General features: G+C 36.5%; 17 protein-coding genes. 14 read left to right on the plus strand and 3 right to left on the minus strand.

Annotated features, from left to right (window positions below; translation table 11 throughout):
• Nucleotides 1-508 precede the first annotated feature (508 nt).
• From QNH24_RS11290 to QNH24_RS11300, 3 genes are read right to left on the minus strand one after another with little or no spacing between them, the layout of a single operon-like run.
• Nucleotides 509-3,016: an ABC transporter permease gene (locus tag QNH24_RS11290; protein ID WP_283872248.1), complete on the minus strand. Its 2,508-nt coding sequence runs from the start codon at nucleotides 3,014-3,016 to the stop codon at nucleotides 509-511.
• On the minus strand, nucleotides 3,016-3,744 hold the full coding sequence (locus QNH24_RS11295; protein ID WP_430675503.1) for an ABC transporter ATP-binding protein: 729 nt from the start codon (nucleotides 3,742-3,744) through the stop codon (nucleotides 3,016-3,018). The genes QNH24_RS11290 and QNH24_RS11295 overlap by 1 nt, the downstream gene beginning before the upstream one ends.
• 52 nt (nucleotides 3,745-3,796) lie before the next feature.
• Nucleotides 3,797-4,258: a sigma-70 family RNA polymerase sigma factor gene (locus QNH24_RS11300; protein ID WP_430675357.1), complete on the minus strand. Its 462-nt coding sequence runs from the start codon at nucleotides 4,256-4,258 to the stop codon at nucleotides 3,797-3,799.
• A 509-nt stretch (nucleotides 4,259-4,767) separates the two neighbouring features.
• On the opposite strand from QNH24_RS11300, the gene QNH24_RS11305 reads away from it, so the two are divergent.
• The 14 genes from QNH24_RS11305 to QNH24_RS11370 all read left to right on the plus strand — a co-directional run bounded on the left by QNH24_RS11305 (nucleotide 4,768) and on the right by QNH24_RS11370 (nucleotide 18,371).
• A complete protein-coding gene (locus QNH24_RS11305) occupies nucleotides 4,768-5,952 on the plus strand; it encodes a DoxX-like family protein (protein WP_283872250.1) in 1,185 nt (394 codons plus the stop codon).
• Nucleotides 5,949-6,560, plus strand: coding sequence for a DUF4166 domain-containing protein (locus QNH24_RS11310; protein ID WP_283872251.1), 612 nt, complete (start codon nucleotides 5,949-5,951; stop codon nucleotides 6,558-6,560). The genes QNH24_RS11305 and QNH24_RS11310 overlap by 4 nt, the downstream gene beginning before the upstream one ends.
• The gene (locus QNH24_RS11315; RefSeq protein WP_283872252.1) at nucleotides 6,529-8,079 is read left to right on the plus strand and encodes a YndJ family protein; all 1,551 of its coding nucleotides are present in this window, start codon (nucleotides 6,529-6,531) and stop codon (nucleotides 8,077-8,079) included. Before QNH24_RS11310 ends, QNH24_RS11315 begins: the two co-directional genes overlap by 32 nt.
• A gap of 240 nt (nucleotides 8,080-8,319) precedes the next feature.
• Entirely contained in the window at nucleotides 8,320-10,008 is a 1,689-nt protein-coding gene (locus QNH24_RS11320) for a methyl-accepting chemotaxis protein (protein ID WP_283872253.1), read from the plus strand.
• Between the two features lie 74 nt (nucleotides 10,009-10,082).
• The gene (locus QNH24_RS11325) at nucleotides 10,083-10,994 is read left to right on the plus strand and encodes a hypothetical protein (protein WP_283872254.1); all 912 of its coding nucleotides are present in this window, start codon (nucleotides 10,083-10,085) and stop codon (nucleotides 10,992-10,994) included.
• 283 nt (nucleotides 10,995-11,277) lie between these two features.
• Nucleotides 11,278-12,933 carry a right-handed parallel beta-helix repeat-containing protein gene (locus QNH24_RS11330; RefSeq protein ID WP_283872255.1) on the plus strand — a complete coding sequence of 552 codons (1,656 nt, stop codon included), beginning with the start codon at nucleotides 11,278-11,280 and terminating at the stop codon, nucleotides 12,931-12,933.
• A gap of 538 nt (nucleotides 12,934-13,471) precedes the next feature.
• Nucleotides 13,472-13,663 (plus strand): hypothetical protein, encoded by a 192-nt coding sequence (locus tag QNH24_RS11335; RefSeq protein ID WP_283872256.1) that lies wholly within the window; start codon nucleotides 13,472-13,474, stop codon nucleotides 13,661-13,663.
• Nucleotides 13,664-13,883: 220 nt separating this feature from the next.
• Nucleotides 13,884-14,393, plus strand: coding sequence for an RNA polymerase sigma factor (locus QNH24_RS11340; protein ID WP_283872257.1), 510 nt, complete (start codon nucleotides 13,884-13,886; stop codon nucleotides 14,391-14,393).
• Nucleotides 14,377-15,366 (plus strand): anti sigma factor C-terminal domain-containing protein, encoded by a 990-nt coding sequence (locus QNH24_RS11345; protein ID WP_283872258.1) that lies wholly within the window; start codon nucleotides 14,377-14,379, stop codon nucleotides 15,364-15,366. The genes QNH24_RS11340 and QNH24_RS11345 overlap by 17 nt, the downstream gene beginning before the upstream one ends.
• A 185-nt stretch (nucleotides 15,367-15,551) precedes the next feature.
• Nucleotides 15,552-16,127 (plus strand): cysteine hydrolase family protein, encoded by a 576-nt coding sequence (locus tag QNH24_RS11350; protein WP_283872260.1) that lies wholly within the window; start codon nucleotides 15,552-15,554, stop codon nucleotides 16,125-16,127.
• Nucleotides 16,102-16,698 carry a class I SAM-dependent methyltransferase gene (locus QNH24_RS11355; protein WP_283872261.1) on the plus strand — a complete coding sequence of 199 codons (597 nt, stop codon included), beginning with the start codon at nucleotides 16,102-16,104 and terminating at the stop codon, nucleotides 16,696-16,698. Before QNH24_RS11350 ends, QNH24_RS11355 begins: the two co-directional genes overlap by 26 nt.
• A gap of 26 nt (nucleotides 16,699-16,724) precedes the next feature.
• A complete protein-coding gene (locus tag QNH24_RS11360; protein WP_283872262.1) occupies nucleotides 16,725-17,300 on the plus strand; it encodes a DNA-3-methyladenine glycosylase I in 576 nt (191 codons plus the stop codon).
• Nucleotides 17,290-17,973 carry a DUF1963 domain-containing protein gene (locus tag QNH24_RS11365; protein WP_283934535.1) on the plus strand — a complete coding sequence of 228 codons (684 nt, stop codon included), beginning with the start codon at nucleotides 17,290-17,292 and terminating at the stop codon, nucleotides 17,971-17,973. Before QNH24_RS11360 ends, QNH24_RS11365 begins: the two co-directional genes overlap by 11 nt.
• Before the next feature lie 197 nt (nucleotides 17,974-18,170).
• On the plus strand, nucleotides 18,171-18,371 hold the full coding sequence (locus QNH24_RS11370) for a hypothetical protein (protein ID WP_054771768.1): 201 nt from the start codon (nucleotides 18,171-18,173) through the stop codon (nucleotides 18,369-18,371).
• Nucleotides 18,372-18,445 lie beyond the last annotated feature (74 nt).

Genomic DNA, 18,445 nt, shown 5'->3' on the forward strand with positions numbered 1-18,445 from the left:
ATAAGTGCTTTCTTTTATCTCCGTATGGGACACTTGGAATTTTATCATTGTCATAATGTGTTTTTAACATCCTTGATACCGTTTGAATATGTTCCATCGTTTGTTTACTTAAATAAAATTCTTCTAATGAATCTCTTCCTTTAGGAATAGCTTTATAGGAGTAATGTAGCTTGTTGTTAATTTTCTTTACCTCAATACATTCTTTTGTATTACTAATTTGAAGTAAATCGTTCAGTCTTGCACCTGTTGTTATTAACCTCCTCTAAAAAGAACCTATGTTCCTATTTTAGTATTTTACTTAGTCATTGTAAATCATTGTAAAGTGTTCAACCTTTTAACAAATGTTGATGAGAAAGATAGTCAAAATAAAAAGCACATTACTAAAATTTACATTTAGTAATGTGCATTTTTATTTAATGTGTAACATTATAAAAGAAACACTATTGAATTAAACATAATGTACAATTACTTGTACTTAATCTTACAGAGTATTGGTCCTGCTTTTATTTTATATTTCAATTATTTCATTCGCTAATTTTCTTCTACTAATCCAGTAGCCTTGTAAAGTAAAGACAATGAGTGTTGCTCCTAAAAAGACGAGACTTGTCATACCTAAGGTAAAGAAATCATAATACACCGTTGATCCCTCATCAATAAAGCCCAGCAATCTGGTCAACACTAGGCCAAGAATGGTACCAACTGCCAGTCCATAGAATACAAATGACAGCACTTGTGTCAAAATCAGCTTTATCAAACCATTTGGAGAAATACCAATAAGTCGTTGAATGGCATAGTCACTACGTTTGGCATAAATGGAATGCAGCAATGTCTGTAATACACCAAGACAAGTAGCAGCAATTAAAATCATAAAGACACCCACAAACAGACTCCAACGTTGGTAAGTCATTTCATCATTCTGCTGAATAATAGATTCTTTATCCGTTAATTTCAAGGCAGGCCAACGTTCTTGTAAATAGGTAAGATCAGCTAGAGCTTGTTCTGTATTATCGGCTTCTACCATAATAGTGGTCACTACAGGTTTTTCAATCTCTATCAAAGTAGAAGACCAATCCATTACTAAATTGGCATGCTGAATCGGTGAATCAATAATACCGATAATTTGCAATTGACCTGAAGTGATATATTGCTGCAGTGTATAATCAAATTTACCTATTGTTACACTATCACCAACAGATAGATGGTGTTGTTTAGCAAATTTCTCTGCTATTAATACTCCATTTTTATAATGACCGCTAATCTTATTAAGCTTCCCCAATTGAATATATTTTTCGAAATCAACGGTTGTATAGTTTTCTGGTATCCATTCATTTTCAAGCTGTAGTGCAATAAAAGAATTATCGCTCTTTGCAAAGGCATAGGACACGCTCGGCAATGATTCAATTTCTTTAACCAAATCAGATTTAAATGTTGGATCATATAATTCATTATCAATTTTAATGGAAGCTTCATATTGAGAATTAATATATTGATAGGAAGTTTGTTGTACAGATTTAAATAATGAGCTGCCAAATACCAATATAACCATTAATCCAATAATACTCAGGACAATTGGCATATTTTTACGTACTTGTGGCATAAGTTGCTGACAGGCTAAGTAAGCTTCTTTGCCAAAGACTACCCGTATTGGCTTTAATGAAATGTTTAACAAAGCTGTAAACAGGTATGGCATGATAAACAGCAATATCCCACAAAGAAGTAGTGTCGCTATTAAAAATAATAAGGCACTTTTACCGCTCCCTTTATCTGTGAATTTCGCATTTAAAAATAAAAATAGGGATATGACTGTAAAGCTGCTCACGATAATTGTTTTCCATTTTGTCCAGCGCAAACTTAAGGTTTCATTCTCTGTCGCAATTTGTAAAGGCAATAAACTCGCACTTTTTCTAACTTGCCACTGCGTAATGAATTGTAGAATTAAAAAACTAGACACGCCAATGATAAGCACAAAAACAATTGGTAAATCTGTTCGTGCGCTTGGTAATTTCATTAAGTCAATCAATTGTGGTAACCAACTTTTAATAACGAGCAAGCTGACGGTAATGCCAAGCAATACACCAAAAATGACAATGGAAGATAGCTGCAATTGTACAATAGTTCGTATTTGTTTTGTGGAGGCACCGAGTGCTCTTAAAACCATTAATTGTTCTTTAATTTTATAAAATAACAGCTGGAACGTTGACAGCAATAGGACACTTGAAATGAGTAGTATAAAAAATGACAGCACAATCATAAAAATCATTAAAGCCTGGAAATTTTTCTTAAATTCATCATAGTCACTCATAATATCAACGCGTAAAGTTTCATCAAGCAGTTTTAATTCCATACCAACAGAGGTTGCCATGTTATTTTCTGTACTAAATAAGGCAAACATGCCAGCAGTTTGATCGTCACTAAAATCCATCCATGTTTTTAGGACATCATTTTGCAGAAGAATCATATTAGGACTATCTGTGCCTTTCAAAGCAGGAAGAATTTCTTGTATCGTAAAGTTGTCTATTTCTGCTTCAATTTCATCTCCAATTGTTTTATTAAAAGTAATGTTTAGTTTATCGCCAACCTCTTTCTTAAAGAGACGTGCCACATTTTCAGTAATGACAATATCTTTCGGGCCAAGATTAACAGTAAAATGATAGCGGCTTTTCACTAGATCATCATTTTCAACGCCAACCGTATAAAAATTTGTGCTTTTTTCATTTTCAACGATTGTATGAGCTAGTGACACACTTGACACTTTTGTCACACCATAGATTTCTTCGAAACTTTCAATTTGGCTCTTTGTTAATAGCTTATTTTGCTCAGGATTATAGCCGACCATCAAATCCATCTCACCAATAAGCGCTTGAATTTCTTCCTTCATTTGTGTGTTAGCATTATATATATAAACGCTCATTGTCATTACAAGACAAATAGAAATCGTGATGATACTAATACTTGTTAATACATTTGACCAAGCTGCTCGAAATAGCTTCACGGCAATGCTACGCATCGTAAACATTATAGATCACCCCTAGTAATTAGCTTGAACTTCGCTAAAATACAATCCAAATCATCTGCCGTTTGCTGATTCTGATAGGAATCCACAATAGCCCCATCATGGAAGAATAATACACGATTCGCATAGGTAGCAACATAAGGATCATGTGTGACAAGTAATATCGTCTGATTCATATTTTTTTGCAAGTCTACTAAAAGTTCCAAAATTTCATCCGTTGTATTTACATCCAGTGCACCAGTCGGCTCATCTGCCAGCAGGATAGGGGGATTTGCTATAACGGCACGAGCTATAGCGACTCGTTGCTTTTGCCCCCCTGACAGCTCACTTGGGCGATGCTTTGCCCATGCGGCAATATTAAGCTTTTCCATCATGTGCTGGACACGCACTTTTATGTCTTTACTTGGCAAGTCATTGAGGATAAGTGGAAGTGCGATATTATCTTCAACTGATAAATCTTTTAACAGATGAAAGGATTGAAAAATAAAACCGATATTTTCTTTACGGAATTTGGATGCATTTGGCTCCTGATAAATATCATGGGCTTCCTCGCCAAATAAAAAGAGTGCACCTTCAGTTGGCTCATCAATGGCACTAATCATATTTAACAATGTACTTTTACCAGACCCGCTTGTTCCCATAATAGCAACCATTTCGCCTTGGTAAATGGTACAATGGATATTTTTCAATGCTTGTACTGTATGATGCTTTTGCTGGAAGACTTTAGACATCCCTTCAACACGTAACACCTCTGTTAATCTGCCCTTAGGTATTGGAATTGCATCAATGACCTCTTTCAATGGATTGAACCCATTCATCTATATATGCCCCCTTTAATTGTTGTCGTAAAGCCTGTAAACCTCGTCGTATATTTGTTTTTACAGTGCCCTCAGGATATTGTAAAATTGCGGCAATATCTTTTACTGAGTAATCCTGGTAAAAACGGAGTAGGAGAACAGTTTTATATTTTTCCTCAAGCTTACAGAGAGAATGCCAAAGATCCAGCTCCTCTTCGATATATGTAGGTGTTGTACTAGTAAAATCCTCTAAAGTATGTGGCTCCACAAGCTGTACTGTATTTTTCTTTGCTATATAGGTTTTACAAACATTAATAATAATGCGCGTTAGCCAGGTTGAAAAATAGTGTGGCTCCTTTAACTGAGGAAGTCCCTCATAGGCACGAATAATTGTTTGCTGAAAAACCTCTACGGCGTCATTTTCATTTTGTACATAGACATAAGCCATGCGATAAAGTTTATGCTGCTCCTGTTCAATCAGCTGATAAAATGCCTGTTCATCCCCGTGTTGAGCTAACTGTACTAGTGAAACATACTGTGTAGAAATGAAAATCGCCTCCTTCCACCCATTAGACTTCGCGAACGCCCATTTCGATTCAAGTTTTTTTAAAAATAGTAAAATTGAAATTTATGGTGGTAAATCAATTTACTGCTATAATATTATTAGTAGTATAAATCGATTTTTAAATGGAGGATAGTCTTGACGATAATGAAAAATTATTATTAGCGTCTACATAAAGAACAAATTTATTTGTGAACAAAAAAAATGACGAGAATAATAACTATCTTAAAAAGAAGAAATAGAATACAAGGTAACATCGATTCAAAACGATCATTTACCGATAGATGTGTGGAAGCCCCCAAAGTGAAAATAGCATAGGAACTTATGGGGTAATAGAAATGCACAGGCAACTGTCAATATATTTGAAAGGGCTAATCATTAAGGAGGAGTGAGGCATGAAGAAAAAGCCTATTTATGTGGAGGTGGATATATTTGCACCTATTGAGGAGGCATGGACCTACACACAAAATCCGAAGCTTCATGAGCAGTGGGATTTACGTTTTACCTCCATTACATACATTGAAAAAAAATCTGTTGAAGAGCCTCAGCGATTTACCTATGAAACAAAGGTAATGCCTGGAGTAGTAGTTCGCGGCTGGGGTGAAAGTAAGGGAGAGCACCAAAAAAAGGATGGGACTAAAACATCCTCATTGCATTTTGGAACACCACAAAAAATATCTCCGATTGCGGGGGGAAGGGGCTATTGGCAGTATCTCCCTCATGATAGGGGGCTGACATTTTTAACACAGTATGACTATGATGTTCGCTATGGAAAATTTGGTAAGCTAATGGACGCTATGTTTCGTCCAATGATGGGCTGGGCAACAGCACTAAGCTTTGACGTTTTAAAGAGATGGCTTGAAAAGGGAGAAAACCCTGCTTCCCAGTATCGACGTTTCTTTTTAACGATTTTCATAAGCATTCTTTTTTGCATTGTATGGGTATATCACGGGCTAGTTCCCAAAATTATTGTGCAACATCCCACAGAGGTTGTGCTCGTGGAGAACATACTAGAGAAAGACTTACAATCTGAGCTGGGGCCGAGCGGATATATAGTGGAGCTGAGCGGAGTTGGGGTGGGGCCGAGCGGAATTGATGTGAGGCCGAGCGAAACAGAGTTGGGGCAGAGCGGAATTGAGAAGGAGTCGAGCGAAACAGAGTTGGGGCAGAGCGGAATTGGGAAGGCGCCGAGCGAATTCAGGAGCAGGTCGAGCGAAACAGAGGGGGAGTCGAGCAAAATCAAGTTGAATCTGAGCAAAACAATGGCAAAGCCAAACGAAGACGTCCTTTCTTGGAGTAATGCTAACCAAATAGTCATCTGGATTGGTATAGCAGAGATTTTGTTTGGGCTTTGCTGGCTGTTCCTACGAGGAAAGCGCTTATTGTTTGGAGCGCAAATTATTCTGTTTCCACTTTTAACAATAGGGGCCTTGCTAGCAGATATAACGATAGCTACTGCACCCTTTAATCCAGTGACTTTTAATCTAGCATTATGGGTATTGTCTATAATCGGATTTATAATTAGTAAAGATATGCCAAGTGCCAGACGCTGCATACGGAAGCGAGAGGAGACAACATGACCATTTATCAAACCATATTAGGTGAGGAATTTACAAAACTGCATCCAAAACTTCAAGAGCGCTATACATTGCCAGTAAATCAACCATTTTATGCGATAGGAGTTATGCATAAAATTGAATCGGGAGCAAAGTGGCTGCGTCCTTTTTATACCGTGGCGACTAAAACGAAATTCCTGTTCCCTGAGTCAGGTGAGAATATACCGTTTTCGATTTGTAACACTTGTCGAACGTTGCCAAGTGGTGAGTTGGAAGTCTTATGGGAACGTGCCTTCCACTTTCCAAAAAGAACTAGATATTTTCATGCAAGAATGACAGTGGATTTAGTTCATAAAATAGTAAAGGATTATTTAGGTGAACCAGCTCTTTTTTATTCTGATTTGCACTTTGCTGTGACGCGTGAAGGGAGATTAGTCATTCGTTCAGGTTTTCAACGCTTGGTTTTGTCCAAAATTGAATGTGCGCTTCCAAAATTTTTGCAGGGGCATGTTGTGGTGGAGGAGGGCTTTGATGATACCAGAAATGTGTTTACGATTCATGTGTCCATCCATAATCCGTTGATAGGGAGGCTGATGATGTATGCTGGTGAATTTACGCAACAATCTAGGTAAGCCTGTTATATTATTCGGATTTATACTGGCAGCTATTTGTTTTGGCTTTAGCGAGCAGCCTACCTTTATATTGTTACTTACTATTGCACAGCTAATTTTTATACCTGCATTGATCAAAATGGTGGTGGACCTTCCTAGAGGCGGAGATGCCATTATTGCTGTAATGATGATTGCAGTTACAATGCTTCACTGGTGGACGGAAGGGTGGCTAGCCATTGTTCTAGCACTTATTTATGTTATCTATACAGTATTTATAGCAAGCCTGGGGGTAAATCGTTTTTTGCAACGTGGCTTTACAAATATAGCGGAAATTTCGATTGATATTGGACTTATGTACTTATTTATTGGGGGACTATGGTTTTTTGCTTTTATTGCAAAAATCGATACAGGTTTCCCACCATTAATTACATGGTTAACAGCTATCCATTTTCATTACTCAGCCTGCCTCTTGGTCATATCACTTGGTCTCTTTGGACGTATTCATCAAAGCAGATTGTTTAATGGGATTATTGTTGTTATATGGAGCGGACCGTTTCTTGTTGCCCTAGGAATAACATTCTCTAAAATACTAGAAGTTTTTTCTGTGGGATTATACATCATAGCTATTTACGGTTTATTTATACTTGCACTAAAAACTAAACTTCCTGCAATTCAGGGTTTACTATTACGTATATCCTATGGTTCTTTATGTATCACAATCCTATGGTCCATCATGTATGCATTGAGTAATTTGCTTGGACATTCTTTTGTTGGGATACCAGAAATGCTAAAGTTTCATGGTGTTATCAATGGCGTTTTCTTTGGGGCAGTTGGTGTATTAGCATGGGCTATTGCTGTTCCTAAAAGAACTCATGAACCAGTACAATTTCCAGTTAGTCAAATTCGCGGGAAATTACGTGAGCAAAATGATCCTCATCCGGGATTAGTTGATGCACTTCATGATTTTGTTGATACAACTAGGTTATCTCCTGCAATCCCGCATTTTTATGAGCAAACAGAACAGTATCGTTTAAAGGCATCCGTCAAATGGAAGGCCTGGTTTAAACCGTTTGCTTTGATTTATCAAGGCTTTAGTCGTTACATACAACAGCTAAATTTACCCCTGTCCAGCCAGCAAATAGAGATGACAGGGAGGATTATAAAAGTAGACGAACAGCAAGATGGACGTCCTGCTCCACGCGCCTGGATTCGCGCAATCGACAAACAAACAACCTTTGTAGCCATTTATTCACAGCATACTACAGACCAAATCACCTATATGAATATTGCACTGCCATTACCATTTTCAACGATGATAGGGGTATTATATTTATATGAGGAAAATGGATGTTTACACTTGACTAGTGCTCATGATGGGGATGCAGGCATTTATTTAGCCATCCATCGATTTTTATTTCAATTGCCTTTACAGGAGCATTTTGTGATAACCGCAAAAAATGAATTACTAACAGCTGTACATAAAATGCGCATTTTTGGTTTACCCTTTTTACAAATTGATTATCAAATCGAGAAAAAATAACAGGAGCAGCCAATTTTTAAGGCTGTTCTTTTTAGTTCAAAAATCCCTGTTATAAATATTCATTAGTGCATTTGGATTTGTAAAATAAAATCGAAAAATGCTGAAAATTACTTAAAAATTGACTAGTTATTTCTTTAAATATAGAAAGAATTATTAAATCAACCATGTTTATTTTAATAATGATAGATTACTAATAGTAATAACAAAGGTCCTCATTCAACAAATAAGGAGAATTTAAACATGAAATTTAAGTCAATTAGTAAAAGAATTGTTTTTTCCTTTAGCATTGTAGTAACAATAGTGATTTTGTACATAGGATACAATTTTTATTCAGTTAAACTGAGCAATAGTGCAACAGAGCAAATTATTGAAGAGGACTTACACCTTTTAATTACCGACTACGAACTCGCATCAACGATTAGCCTAAGAATTGCGGCAGCGAGAGGTTATGTGCTTTCGGGTGATGAAAAATATAAGCATATTTTCAATGATAATGTTGAACGTGCATTAAAAAATGAAAAAATTCGTTTAGCCCTATCAGAATCAGCAGAGTTTAACAACTTTGCGACAATGGCCAAGGAATGGAGTAGCTATGTTGAAAAAAATGTCTTTGATGTCTATGATCAGGGCAATATCGAAATGGCGACTAAAAACTTAGCTACTATGGATACAAAGGCTACTGAAATAAGAGAAGGCTATGAAGGCTTAGCAGAAAATCGTAAGCAATCCATAACAACAGTAGGCACAGACATTATTACTGCAGGTGATAATAAGCAGATTACCGGTATTATCGTTGGAATCATCCTTGTTGTAGTTTCAATTGGAATTGCCATAATTAGTGCGCGCGTTATTTCAAGACCTATTATTACAGTAACGAATCGTATGCAACGTATTACAGACGGGGATCTAAGTGAGCCAGCACTAGTGGTGAAATCAAGTGATGAAATAGGGCAGCTAACAGAAGCGACCAATACAATGTCAGATATTTTGAATCGTTTTTTAGGACATATCCAGCGAGTATCGAATGATGTAGCTGCGCATAGTGAGGAGCTTATGCAATCAGCAACAGAGGTCAAGACAGGTACACAGCAAATTGTCTCTACCGTCACTGAAATTGCAGGCGGTACAGAATTGCAGGCTAGCAATGCATCAGATGTAGCCACGAATATGATGGAATTTAATACGAAGATGACCGATGTCAATAATAGCAGTAAGTATGTTTATCAGTATTCACAGGATGTCATGGCGTTAACAAAAGAGGGCAAGAGCTTAATGAACGCATCTACAGAGCAGATGACTTCTATCCATGTTATTGTGAAAGATGCAGTTCAAAAGGTAGATGGATTAAGTAAACAAACGCAGAATATATCTAAACTTGTTGCTGTCATACAGGATATCGCTGCACAAACGAACTTATTGGCGCTGAATGCTGCTATTGAAGCGGCACGAGCAGGTGAGCATGGAAAAGGCTTCGCAGTCGTTGCTGATGAGGTACGTAAGCTTGCGGAACAAGTAGCCGTTTCGGTTGACGATATTACAGAAATTGTTCAAAAGGTTCAATTAGACGCTCAGACAGTAACTGCTTCACTCGAGAATGGCTATGGTGAGGTTGAAAAAGGTACAACACAAATTGCATCAACGAATGAAACATTTAATCAAATAACGGAGGCGGTTTCCTCCATGTCTATCAACATAGACAATATGTCCACGAAGCTAGAAGAGGTAGTCCAAAATACGGCTAGCATTCATAAATCAGTGGATGAAATTGCCGCTGTTTCTGAACAATCTGCAGCAGGAATACAAGAAGCATCCGCCACTATTGAACAGGCAGCTACCTCCATGGATGAAATTCAATATAGTTCAGCTAATTTAGCGGAGATGGCAGAGAATTTAAATGATATCATTCAAAAATTTAAATTATCAAATTAGTATTAAATCTATCGGAATTTCATACTTTCAACACAATTAGCTTGTATACTATTGCATTGGAAGGTGGAATCATTTTGAGAAAATATTTACTATTAATACTAATGAGCACATTGTTTATGGCTCCAGTAGCCTACGCCCATACTATGGATAAAAGTACGCTCTATGCAGATGTTCCAGAAACTGCACCAACGATAAAGGAAATCATGATCCTCCACAGCATTGGCTTACTGGGCTATAATGGCAAAGATGTGAATTTAAATCTGACAGAAAATTTATCACGTCAAGATTTTGCGGGCTGGGTAGGCGGTTTCTTTGGTCTTAAAGGCGCTACTGTTGATGAGCTAGCACAAGCAGCCAAAAATGAGGACTATGTAATTTCCTTGGAGGGTGACATTACGTACAAAGAAATAAATACAGCCTTATTTCATCATAAACTAGAGCTTGAAAAACCAGATGCTACTTTAACGAAAGAAGAGTATATTTCTTTTTTAACAGATCATCTCGATGTTGATATGGGTGGACACTCCTTAATTCAAATGGGGGGCTTCTCTGAAGGGCCAACTGGAACAATAGAGGATGTTGTGACAGGTGACGAGACAGGAGTGATCATCAACGGCACAACCTACATGCTTTCAGGACATCCACGTATTTTCGCAGATTCAACTGACGCAAAAAGCTGGGTAGGCCAAACTGTAGAAAAATCGATTTTCACTACAGGGGGCAGTCATCAACATGGTCATGACCAAAGCGGTGATCATCATGAAGGACAGTCTGCTGACACACCTACCCTTCAATACATTCAAATTAGTTCGCCAGCACAAGCAACCAATAAGACACAGATACAATCAGAAAACGCTACACCTATTGACCAACAGCAGTCTACAAAAGAGACAAATGAAACTTCATCAAACACGGTTTGGATTGTAGCCTTACTTGTACTAGCAGCTGTTATTCTAAGTTTTGTGTTTGTGAAACGGAAAAAATAAAGATTTTTGATTATAACCAGCAATGGACGAGTTTGATCGTTAATTGCTGGTTTTGTTTTTTCATCAGATGTACAGTGGCATAGTGAGTGAATATTATTGTTTTAATACCACTATATAGCTTTATTGCGCTTAATCCTCTGCCTCAGAAAAATTACTTCTAAATTTATTTGCACAAAATTGAATAATAGGAAGTTCAATGGGTATATAAATATAATAAAACATGAGAACGATTTTGGTCTGGCAAATATAATCGTGGTTTGATTTGAGGCAGAGGAGTGTGGAGATGGCGACACTTGTTGTAAAGAGGAGTATTATGCATCGTTACCAGCGTATTGAAGATGCGATTCGAGATGCTGCACCAGGGGATTTAATTGAAATTCGGGATGGTATCTATGAGGAAAGCTTTGAAATTTCCAAAAGGCTGACCCTTTATGGAGTTGGAAATGTGACGATTAAAGGTGGTGTATTTATCCGCTATAATACACATGCCAATATGCGTAATTTACGCTTTACACAAGGGCAAGGTATTTATGTCAAAGGGGATTTACAGCTGGAAAACTGTGTGATTGAACAGCAATTGGTACAAACACAGGTGACTGTTAGCTTTGGAAGTCTAATGATGAAAAATGTTGATATCCTAGCTAGTCCTGTTAATCATTATGGTTTGCAAATTGATAATGGCTCAAGTGTTATTCTTGTGGACACGACAATCCAGCACCATACCAAGGCTCAAATTATGGTGCAAAATAGTGAAATTGCTTTAACCAATTGTATGCTATTGGAGGGTCAAACAAATGGTATTTTTGCGATTTGCAATGTAAAAATTGATATTGTGGATTGTGAAATTCATGGTCATCAGCAAACACAAATTGTTGCAGCTGCTAGTTCCATGACTATGACTAATACACTTATTCATCAGGGGCAAGGTTTAGGGATTCAGCTCCTTGATCAATCGACATTAACAATGGATGGTTGTGAAATTAAGCGGCATCCGGATACAAATTTAGTTGTTCATGGCAGTGAGGTTTGGCTTACAGATTCTGTCTTTTCTGATGGACAGGGTCATGGTATTTATATTGCCGAACACGCTACCGCAAAATTGTATGATTGTAAGGTCCATGGACATTATAAATCCCAGCTAATCATTGAAAATAGTAAGGTAGAGATTTGTAAATGTAGTGTGATGAAGGGACACTCGACTGGTATCACGATTGTAAATGAAGCAAATGTCTCTCTGTCAGAATGCATGATTCAAGACCATCAGCAATTTCATTTTATCGTCGATGCTAGTTTTCTAAAGCTGAATCGGTCTGTCCTTCAAAATGGGCAGGCAGGTGGTATTTTTGGTAATGATCATGCGAAAATAATGCTTCATCATACGACCATTCGAGAGCTAGAAGGACATCATCTTTATATAAATAATGCTCGTTTATTTGCAGATAAATGTACATTTGACGCTATTATTGGTCACGCTATTACTTGTATGAAGGCTATTTTTGAGGTTACTAATAGTGCATTTAAAAACAACGGAAAGCAAAGTCCCTATGCACTTGTTTGGTCAGATAACTCGATGGGGCGTATTAAGCATTGTTCGATTGATGAAATGGATCGTGCTTTTTTAGCGTTGTCCAATCAATCAATGCTGGAGATGGAGAATATGGATCTGACAGCAACAAAGATACCTGCAATAGTGCAGGAGAAGAGTCAATTATTTATTCAAGGGACGACTAATGGAACTATGTGGAAGAGTGATGCCACATCCAAAATTATTGCTATATCCCCAAATGTTAACGATCAAATGAAGCAAATGGTGAACCAAATCAATCAAGCTGAATCAATAAATTTGCATATTCTTAATGAAAAGCTACAAATACCAATTGATGTATTGCAACAAGTAACTGCAATTCTTCAGAAAAGTAATATTAAAAAAACAATGTAATAACCGAATAAATGAGTAGGATAAGTAGTTTCACTTTTGTTGAAATTACTTTTTTTATGAAACGAAACAAAATGGTAAAAATACAGAGTGAACTTGAAAATCACTTTTTGGTTTTGACTAGTAATAAAGAGGGGAAAATTAAGTACCTTTCCTGTCATTTAAAAAATTGTCGGCAGCCCGTTTAAATATAAACGAATAATAGGGATAAAAAAGGTAGGATGTAAACGGTTTCTTAGGTATTCAATTGACGTAAATTCACAAAATTCGACAAAAAGGTTTATTGTTTTTATAATTAGTAGTGTAAGAGAATTAATCGAGGCAAAGAATCATTACAATTCCTGAAGGGAAAGCTTTTTTAAAAAATAATAATATTTTTTGAAGAAAGTAATAATATTATTAAGAAAATGTAGATTTTGGATTGATTAATTTCCATGTTTTAGCCTATAATTAGTAAAAACGGTTCATTAAACATTGTATTTAAAAAGATAAAAATGATTTTGGAATAATAAATTTATGTGTAAATTAGGGGTGAAAGAGCATGTTTGGGCTTTCGAAAGAAGAAATTATGTTAATGCTAGAGAAGGCAGAATTAGAAGAGAATCAAAAAAGTGCAATTGCTGAAATTCTACAGCTTAACAATATGCGTATTGAGCAACAACTAGCATTTATTATCCATCTAGTCATAGATGAGCGTGAACGAAATATTTCAAACAATACATATCTAAATTAAAAAATGTCGAAGGAACGAGAAATTTGACTTCGGCTTGATTTATTGATTGGAATTAACATATTGAATTTAAATAGTCTTTCAACTTAAACAATCACAGGTGTTTTTGACAAGCACTTGTGATTTTTTTCTTTTGTTTCCAATTAGCTGTATACATTTTAGGGGTTGAATGGTTATATAGATGAGTTAACTACGAAATGGATATCCAAAAAGTTGGTGAAGTATGAATAAAGAGTGGGAGCGTCTATTGCTTGCGCATGCAGAAGTCGTTTTCAAATATTTGATAAAAATAGGGGCTACAAAAGAAGATGCAGAGGACGTTGTACAAGAGGCAATCATTAAAACAATTGAGTGTTTGTCTACAATTCGACATGATAATTTACGAGCTTGGCTATTCAAGGTCGCCCTTAATCGCTACTATACGTTGTATAACAAGCAAAAGCGCGCAACATTAATCGGTGACAATGAAATCGAAAAATTAAAAATTGCATTGGATGATGCAGAACAACATTATTTACAAAAAGAGCAACATGCAAAGATTAATGAAGCCTTGCAGGGGCTACAGCCAGCATTTCAGCAATTACTTTTAATGAAATACGATATGGAATTGTCCTATAAAGAAATCGCTGCGATTCTAGCGGTGAGTGAATCGCATGTAAAAACTTATTTACAGCGAGCACGTAAAGCATATAAAAAACAGTGGGAGATGTTAGAAGATGGACAACCTTTTTGATACAGAACAGATGAAAAAAACAATGAAAAAAGCCCAGCGCTGCGCAACATGGAAAACGATTATCATCACGTTTGTCGTAATGGTTGTGACATTGTTTGGTGGAAAAATAGCTAATGACGCAATTACTAGATTTTTACAAAGTCACGCTCAAAATACCTTTTATACCTTACATCAAGTAAAAGGTGCAAATGAATTTATTGGATCAATCAGAAATTACGCTGGGATTTTAGGCGGTGAAATGCATTATAAAACAATTAAATACATTGAAGGAAAGGTTGTTCTCACTGGAGACGATGCATTGGGCTATGGTTTTTTACGAAACGAGGAGTTATATGAAGGCGCTATTTCTCATCTAACATTTGGAATGAGTAACAGTGAACAAGATTTAAATTCTCAACGTTATAATGAATTTGGACAGCGTGAAATGTTGTTTTTCTATCCATTTATAAATTATCAAAAGACGAAAAATGATTTAGCGTTGTTGCCCGAAATTGATGATCATAAAGTAATGGAAATCGCTTTATCTTTTGATAAAGGTTATTCAATGCAGGAAGCACTTACGAAACTGCCGAAAGAGGTGAATACTACTTGGCTATGGGTTAAAGATGTGAATGAAGCAGACGACCATACTGGCAAAATTAAACATAATGGAAAGGGTATATATAGCTACAATGTGTTTCGTTCAGAACAAGATGTATATGGTTTCTCTCTTTTAAACGCGAACGGTGATGTAACAGAGAACCCAGCAAAGCTATTTGTCCAAGCTATATCAAGCGGGGCAAGACAATCATCAAGTTTAAAAGATGAATATAAACGATTGGAAAAAGAAATTGGTGGTGCTGATGGGCTGTCTGTGAACGACCTTGTTATCTATGGGGCAGTTGTCACTGGTAATACGAAGACATTAGCGAGTCTGAAGAATCTTGATTTTATAAAAGCATCCTCAATTGGAGTAATTACAGATAAATATTAACCTCAAAATTAAGGTCATTTCATTAGTAGGTGACCTTTTTTTTGTAAAGCAAAATAATGCAAATTACCCTTTGTAAGACCTGATACCGCTCATTTGCCGTGATATTGAAATGGTAAATAATGAAACTAATTATTTTTATAAAACGTAAAGATAGTAAGCGTTTTAAAACGATAGGGGGATAGAATTTGAGAAAAGCCTTACTTATATTAGATATTCAAAACGATTACATGAGTGATCAAGCTAGACTGCCTATAGCAAAGCAGCAAATGGAATCTACCATAAAAAGTATCAATAATCTCATCCAAAAAGCAAAAGAGCAAGAGGCTCCAATTGTCTATATTAGAAATGAATTTAAACGAACACAAATCTCGAACCTTTTCCGAAAATTCACTGCTATAAAAGGAACGAAAGGGGCTGAATTTGATAAACGATTAGTCATGGTGGAAGGAAAATATTTTTCAAAAAATAAAGCGGATGCATTTAGTAATCCAGATTTAGCAACTTTTCTCTCCCAGCAAAATATTAATGAATTAATCGTCACGGGTGTGTTTGTTGAAGGCTGTGTGAGTGCAACGGTTTATGGAGCTTTAACAAGGAATTTTAAAGTGATAGTTGTTAATGATGCAGTTGGGGGAGCAAGCGATAAAAGCAAAGCAGCAGCCTTAATGAAGTTAGCAAAAAAAGAGGTCTTAATCTGCACATCACATCAAATTTTAGAAGGAGAGGAGATTGAAAATGGCACTTTTACAGCGTTTAATTGAACAAGCTAAGAAGCCAAACGGATTTGTAGGGTCAGTAATGTTACGCATTATGAATGTTGCACATAGTGGTATGAATACATGGCTTATTAAGCATGGTGATGTATATGATGGTGATATTGTATTAGATATTGGCTGTGGTGGTGGAAAAACACTTCAAACTTTATCGAAGATGAATCCAGCTGGTAAAATCTACGGTATAGATTTTTCTGAGCAGGCTGTCAAGGATTCCATAAAAACAAATAAAATGGATGTGGCAAATGGTAAGGTCATTGTCAAGCAAGCGAGTGTTTCAAACATTCCGTACACAGATCAGTTTTTCGATACAATTACAGCCTTCCAAACACATTATTTTTGGCCAGATCTAGCAAATGACGTGAAAGAAGTATTTAGAGTATTGAAGCATGGTGGAAAATTTATTATTATGTCAGAGCTCTATAAAATTCATTATCATATGAAAGCCTATAAAACAACATCAGAAATTGAGCAGCTATTCGAAAGTGTAGGGTTTCAAAAGATTCAAATTATCCAAAATGCGCGCAAAGGATGTCTTTGTATAATAGGCATGAAATGATACATAGGAAAATGGGGGTACTATAAATGAAAAGATGTGAATGGGTAAAGTTAGAGGAGCCTCTATACGTAGACTATCATGATAAGGAATGGGGTGTTCCCGTCTATGATGACCAGCATTTATTCGAGATGCTATGCCTAGAGGGGGCACAGGCAGGGCTTAGCTGGTGGACTATTCTGCAAAAAAGGGAGGGGTATCGAGCTGCTTTTGATCAGTTCGATGCTTCAAAAATTATTCTCTATACCGAGGAAAAGCTAGAGGAGCTTCGACAGGATACTCGTATTGTTCGTAATAAGCTAAAAATTGCAAGTGTCGTTTCAAATGCACAAGCCTTTTTAAAAATACAGGAAAAATACGGCTCATTTTCTCATTATATTTGGGGCTTTGTAAACCACCAACAGATTGTAAATAAGTGGTCGTCCATCGCTGAAGTACCTGTCACGACAACGATTAGCGATCGAATGAGTAAGCAATTGAAAAAAGATGGCTTTAAGTTTGTTGGTAGTACAATTTGTTACTCCTATATGCAGGCAATAGGGATGGTCAATGATCATGTAACAGATTGTTTTTGTCGAACTGAGGTGTCTGATGATGAACATTAATGATATTAAGGCACAGCTAGTAAGACAGGCTACAATCTTTACAACAGGAGGTATTCGCCCTACTCATGGTCTTCTTGAAAGCTGGATAGGCTTTGTAGGCTGGTCATTACCTGAGGAACAGAGACCCAAAGAGTTTCAGCCACTTGCCACACTGTTTATAAAGGAGCAACCCTTTGTTCCAGAATCACTTCAATCAATAGAGCTATTGACTGTATTTATCCACGAGGAAATTTTCCAACATTTAATAGAGGATGATCTTAGTCGATTTTTTGATATTAGAGCCTATACATCATTAGAGGGTTTGGTTCAGCGAAATTGGCAGCATGACCATATTCGCGCATTTCCTCTAACGCCTAAGCTAATAGTTAATGATTATCCAGCATGGGATGGGGGAGGTATCCCTTGTGATGTGGAGGATGAAATTTTAAGGCTCGAAAACGATGAAGAGCTAGATTACTTTGATGATATTGTGGAGGAAATTTACGCTGTTCATAAGATAGGTGGCTACCCAGCATTTTGCCAAAGTGGTCATGATTTTGGTGAGGACTATCCATTTGTCCTTCAAATTGCCTCAGACGAAAAGGCATATTTCAATATTGTGGATAATGGGAATTTCTATTTCTTTTTTAACCCCATCTTAAAAGAATGGCGCGTTCATTGTGATTTTTATTAAAAATAATATCTTCTCTCGTTTACAGCAATGAAAGAAATAATCATAAATCAAATACTCTCTACAATAATTTGAAAGTATGTACTCATTGTAGCTAAGCATTAACGACAAGGCTTCGCGATTGTTGATAAAATGGTTGGGAGGGCTTGCATGTTATATTTAGCAGGGTGGAAAACCAAATTGCTAAAGGAGGAAAAATGATGAGACGCCATATGCCTGAAAATAAAAAGACAAGGAAGGTGCTAAAGTTGGAAAATAAAACAGTTGTGAAAAATGGTATTGGATTTGGCTCTGTTCTAGCTATTACAATTTCTTGGAGTGTCAATCATTCAATATTATGGGCGATTATACATGGCTGTTTAAGTTGGTTGTATGTTGTCTACTATGCGTTGGTAAGATAGAAAGCTAGTAACAGGGTATGCATTAGTAAGTGGTAAGTGTTTAAAGGAAAATGGTGAAGGGTACAGTTAAATAG

It is taken from the genome of Lysinibacillus pakistanensis (assembly GCF_030123245.1).
Classification (GTDB): domain Bacteria; phylum Bacillota; class Bacilli; order Bacillales_A; family Planococcaceae; genus Lysinibacillus; species Lysinibacillus pakistanensis.

Coding starts and splice junctions, on each gene's coding strand:
- QNH24_RS11365 (WP_283934535.1), top strand. CDS start 17,290: ATGAACATTAATGATATTAAGGCACAGCTAGTAAGACAGGCTACAATC.
- QNH24_RS11305 (WP_283872250.1), top strand. CDS start 4,768: ATGAAGAAAAAGCCTATTTATGTGGAGGTGGATATATTTGCACCTATT.
- QNH24_RS11345 (WP_283872258.1), top strand. CDS start 14,377: ATGGACAACCTTTTTGATACAGAACAGATGAAAAAAACAATGAAAAAA.
- QNH24_RS11320 (WP_283872253.1), top strand. CDS start 8,320: ATGAAATTTAAGTCAATTAGTAAAAGAATTGTTTTTTCCTTTAGCATT.
- QNH24_RS11290 (WP_283872248.1), bottom strand. CDS start 3,016: ATGTTTACGATGCGTAGCATTGCCGTGAAGCTATTTCGAGCAGCTTGG.
- QNH24_RS11340 (WP_283872257.1), top strand. CDS start 13,884: ATGAATAAAGAGTGGGAGCGTCTATTGCTTGCGCATGCAGAAGTCGTT.
- QNH24_RS11370 (WP_054771768.1), top strand. CDS start 18,171: ATGAGACGCCATATGCCTGAAAATAAAAAGACAAGGAAGGTGCTAAAG.
- QNH24_RS11300 (WP_430675357.1), bottom strand. CDS start 4,258: ATGGCTTATGTCTATGTACAAAATGAAAATGACGCCGTAGAGGTTTTT.
- QNH24_RS11355 (WP_283872261.1), top strand. CDS start 16,102: ATGGCACTTTTACAGCGTTTAATTGAACAAGCTAAGAAGCCAAACGGA.
- QNH24_RS11330 (WP_283872255.1), top strand. CDS start 11,278: ATGGCGACACTTGTTGTAAAGAGGAGTATTATGCATCGTTACCAGCGT.
- QNH24_RS11295 (WP_430675503.1), bottom strand. CDS start 3,744: ATGTCTAAAGTCTTCCAGCAAAAGCATCATACAGTACAAGCATTGAAA.
- QNH24_RS11315 (WP_283872252.1), top strand. CDS start 6,529: ATGCTGGTGAATTTACGCAACAATCTAGGTAAGCCTGTTATATTATTC.
- QNH24_RS11335 (WP_283872256.1), top strand. CDS start 13,472: ATGTTTGGGCTTTCGAAAGAAGAAATTATGTTAATGCTAGAGAAGGCA.
- QNH24_RS11360 (WP_283872262.1), top strand. CDS start 16,725: ATGAAAAGATGTGAATGGGTAAAGTTAGAGGAGCCTCTATACGTAGAC.
- QNH24_RS11310 (WP_283872251.1), top strand. CDS start 5,949: ATGACCATTTATCAAACCATATTAGGTGAGGAATTTACAAAACTGCAT.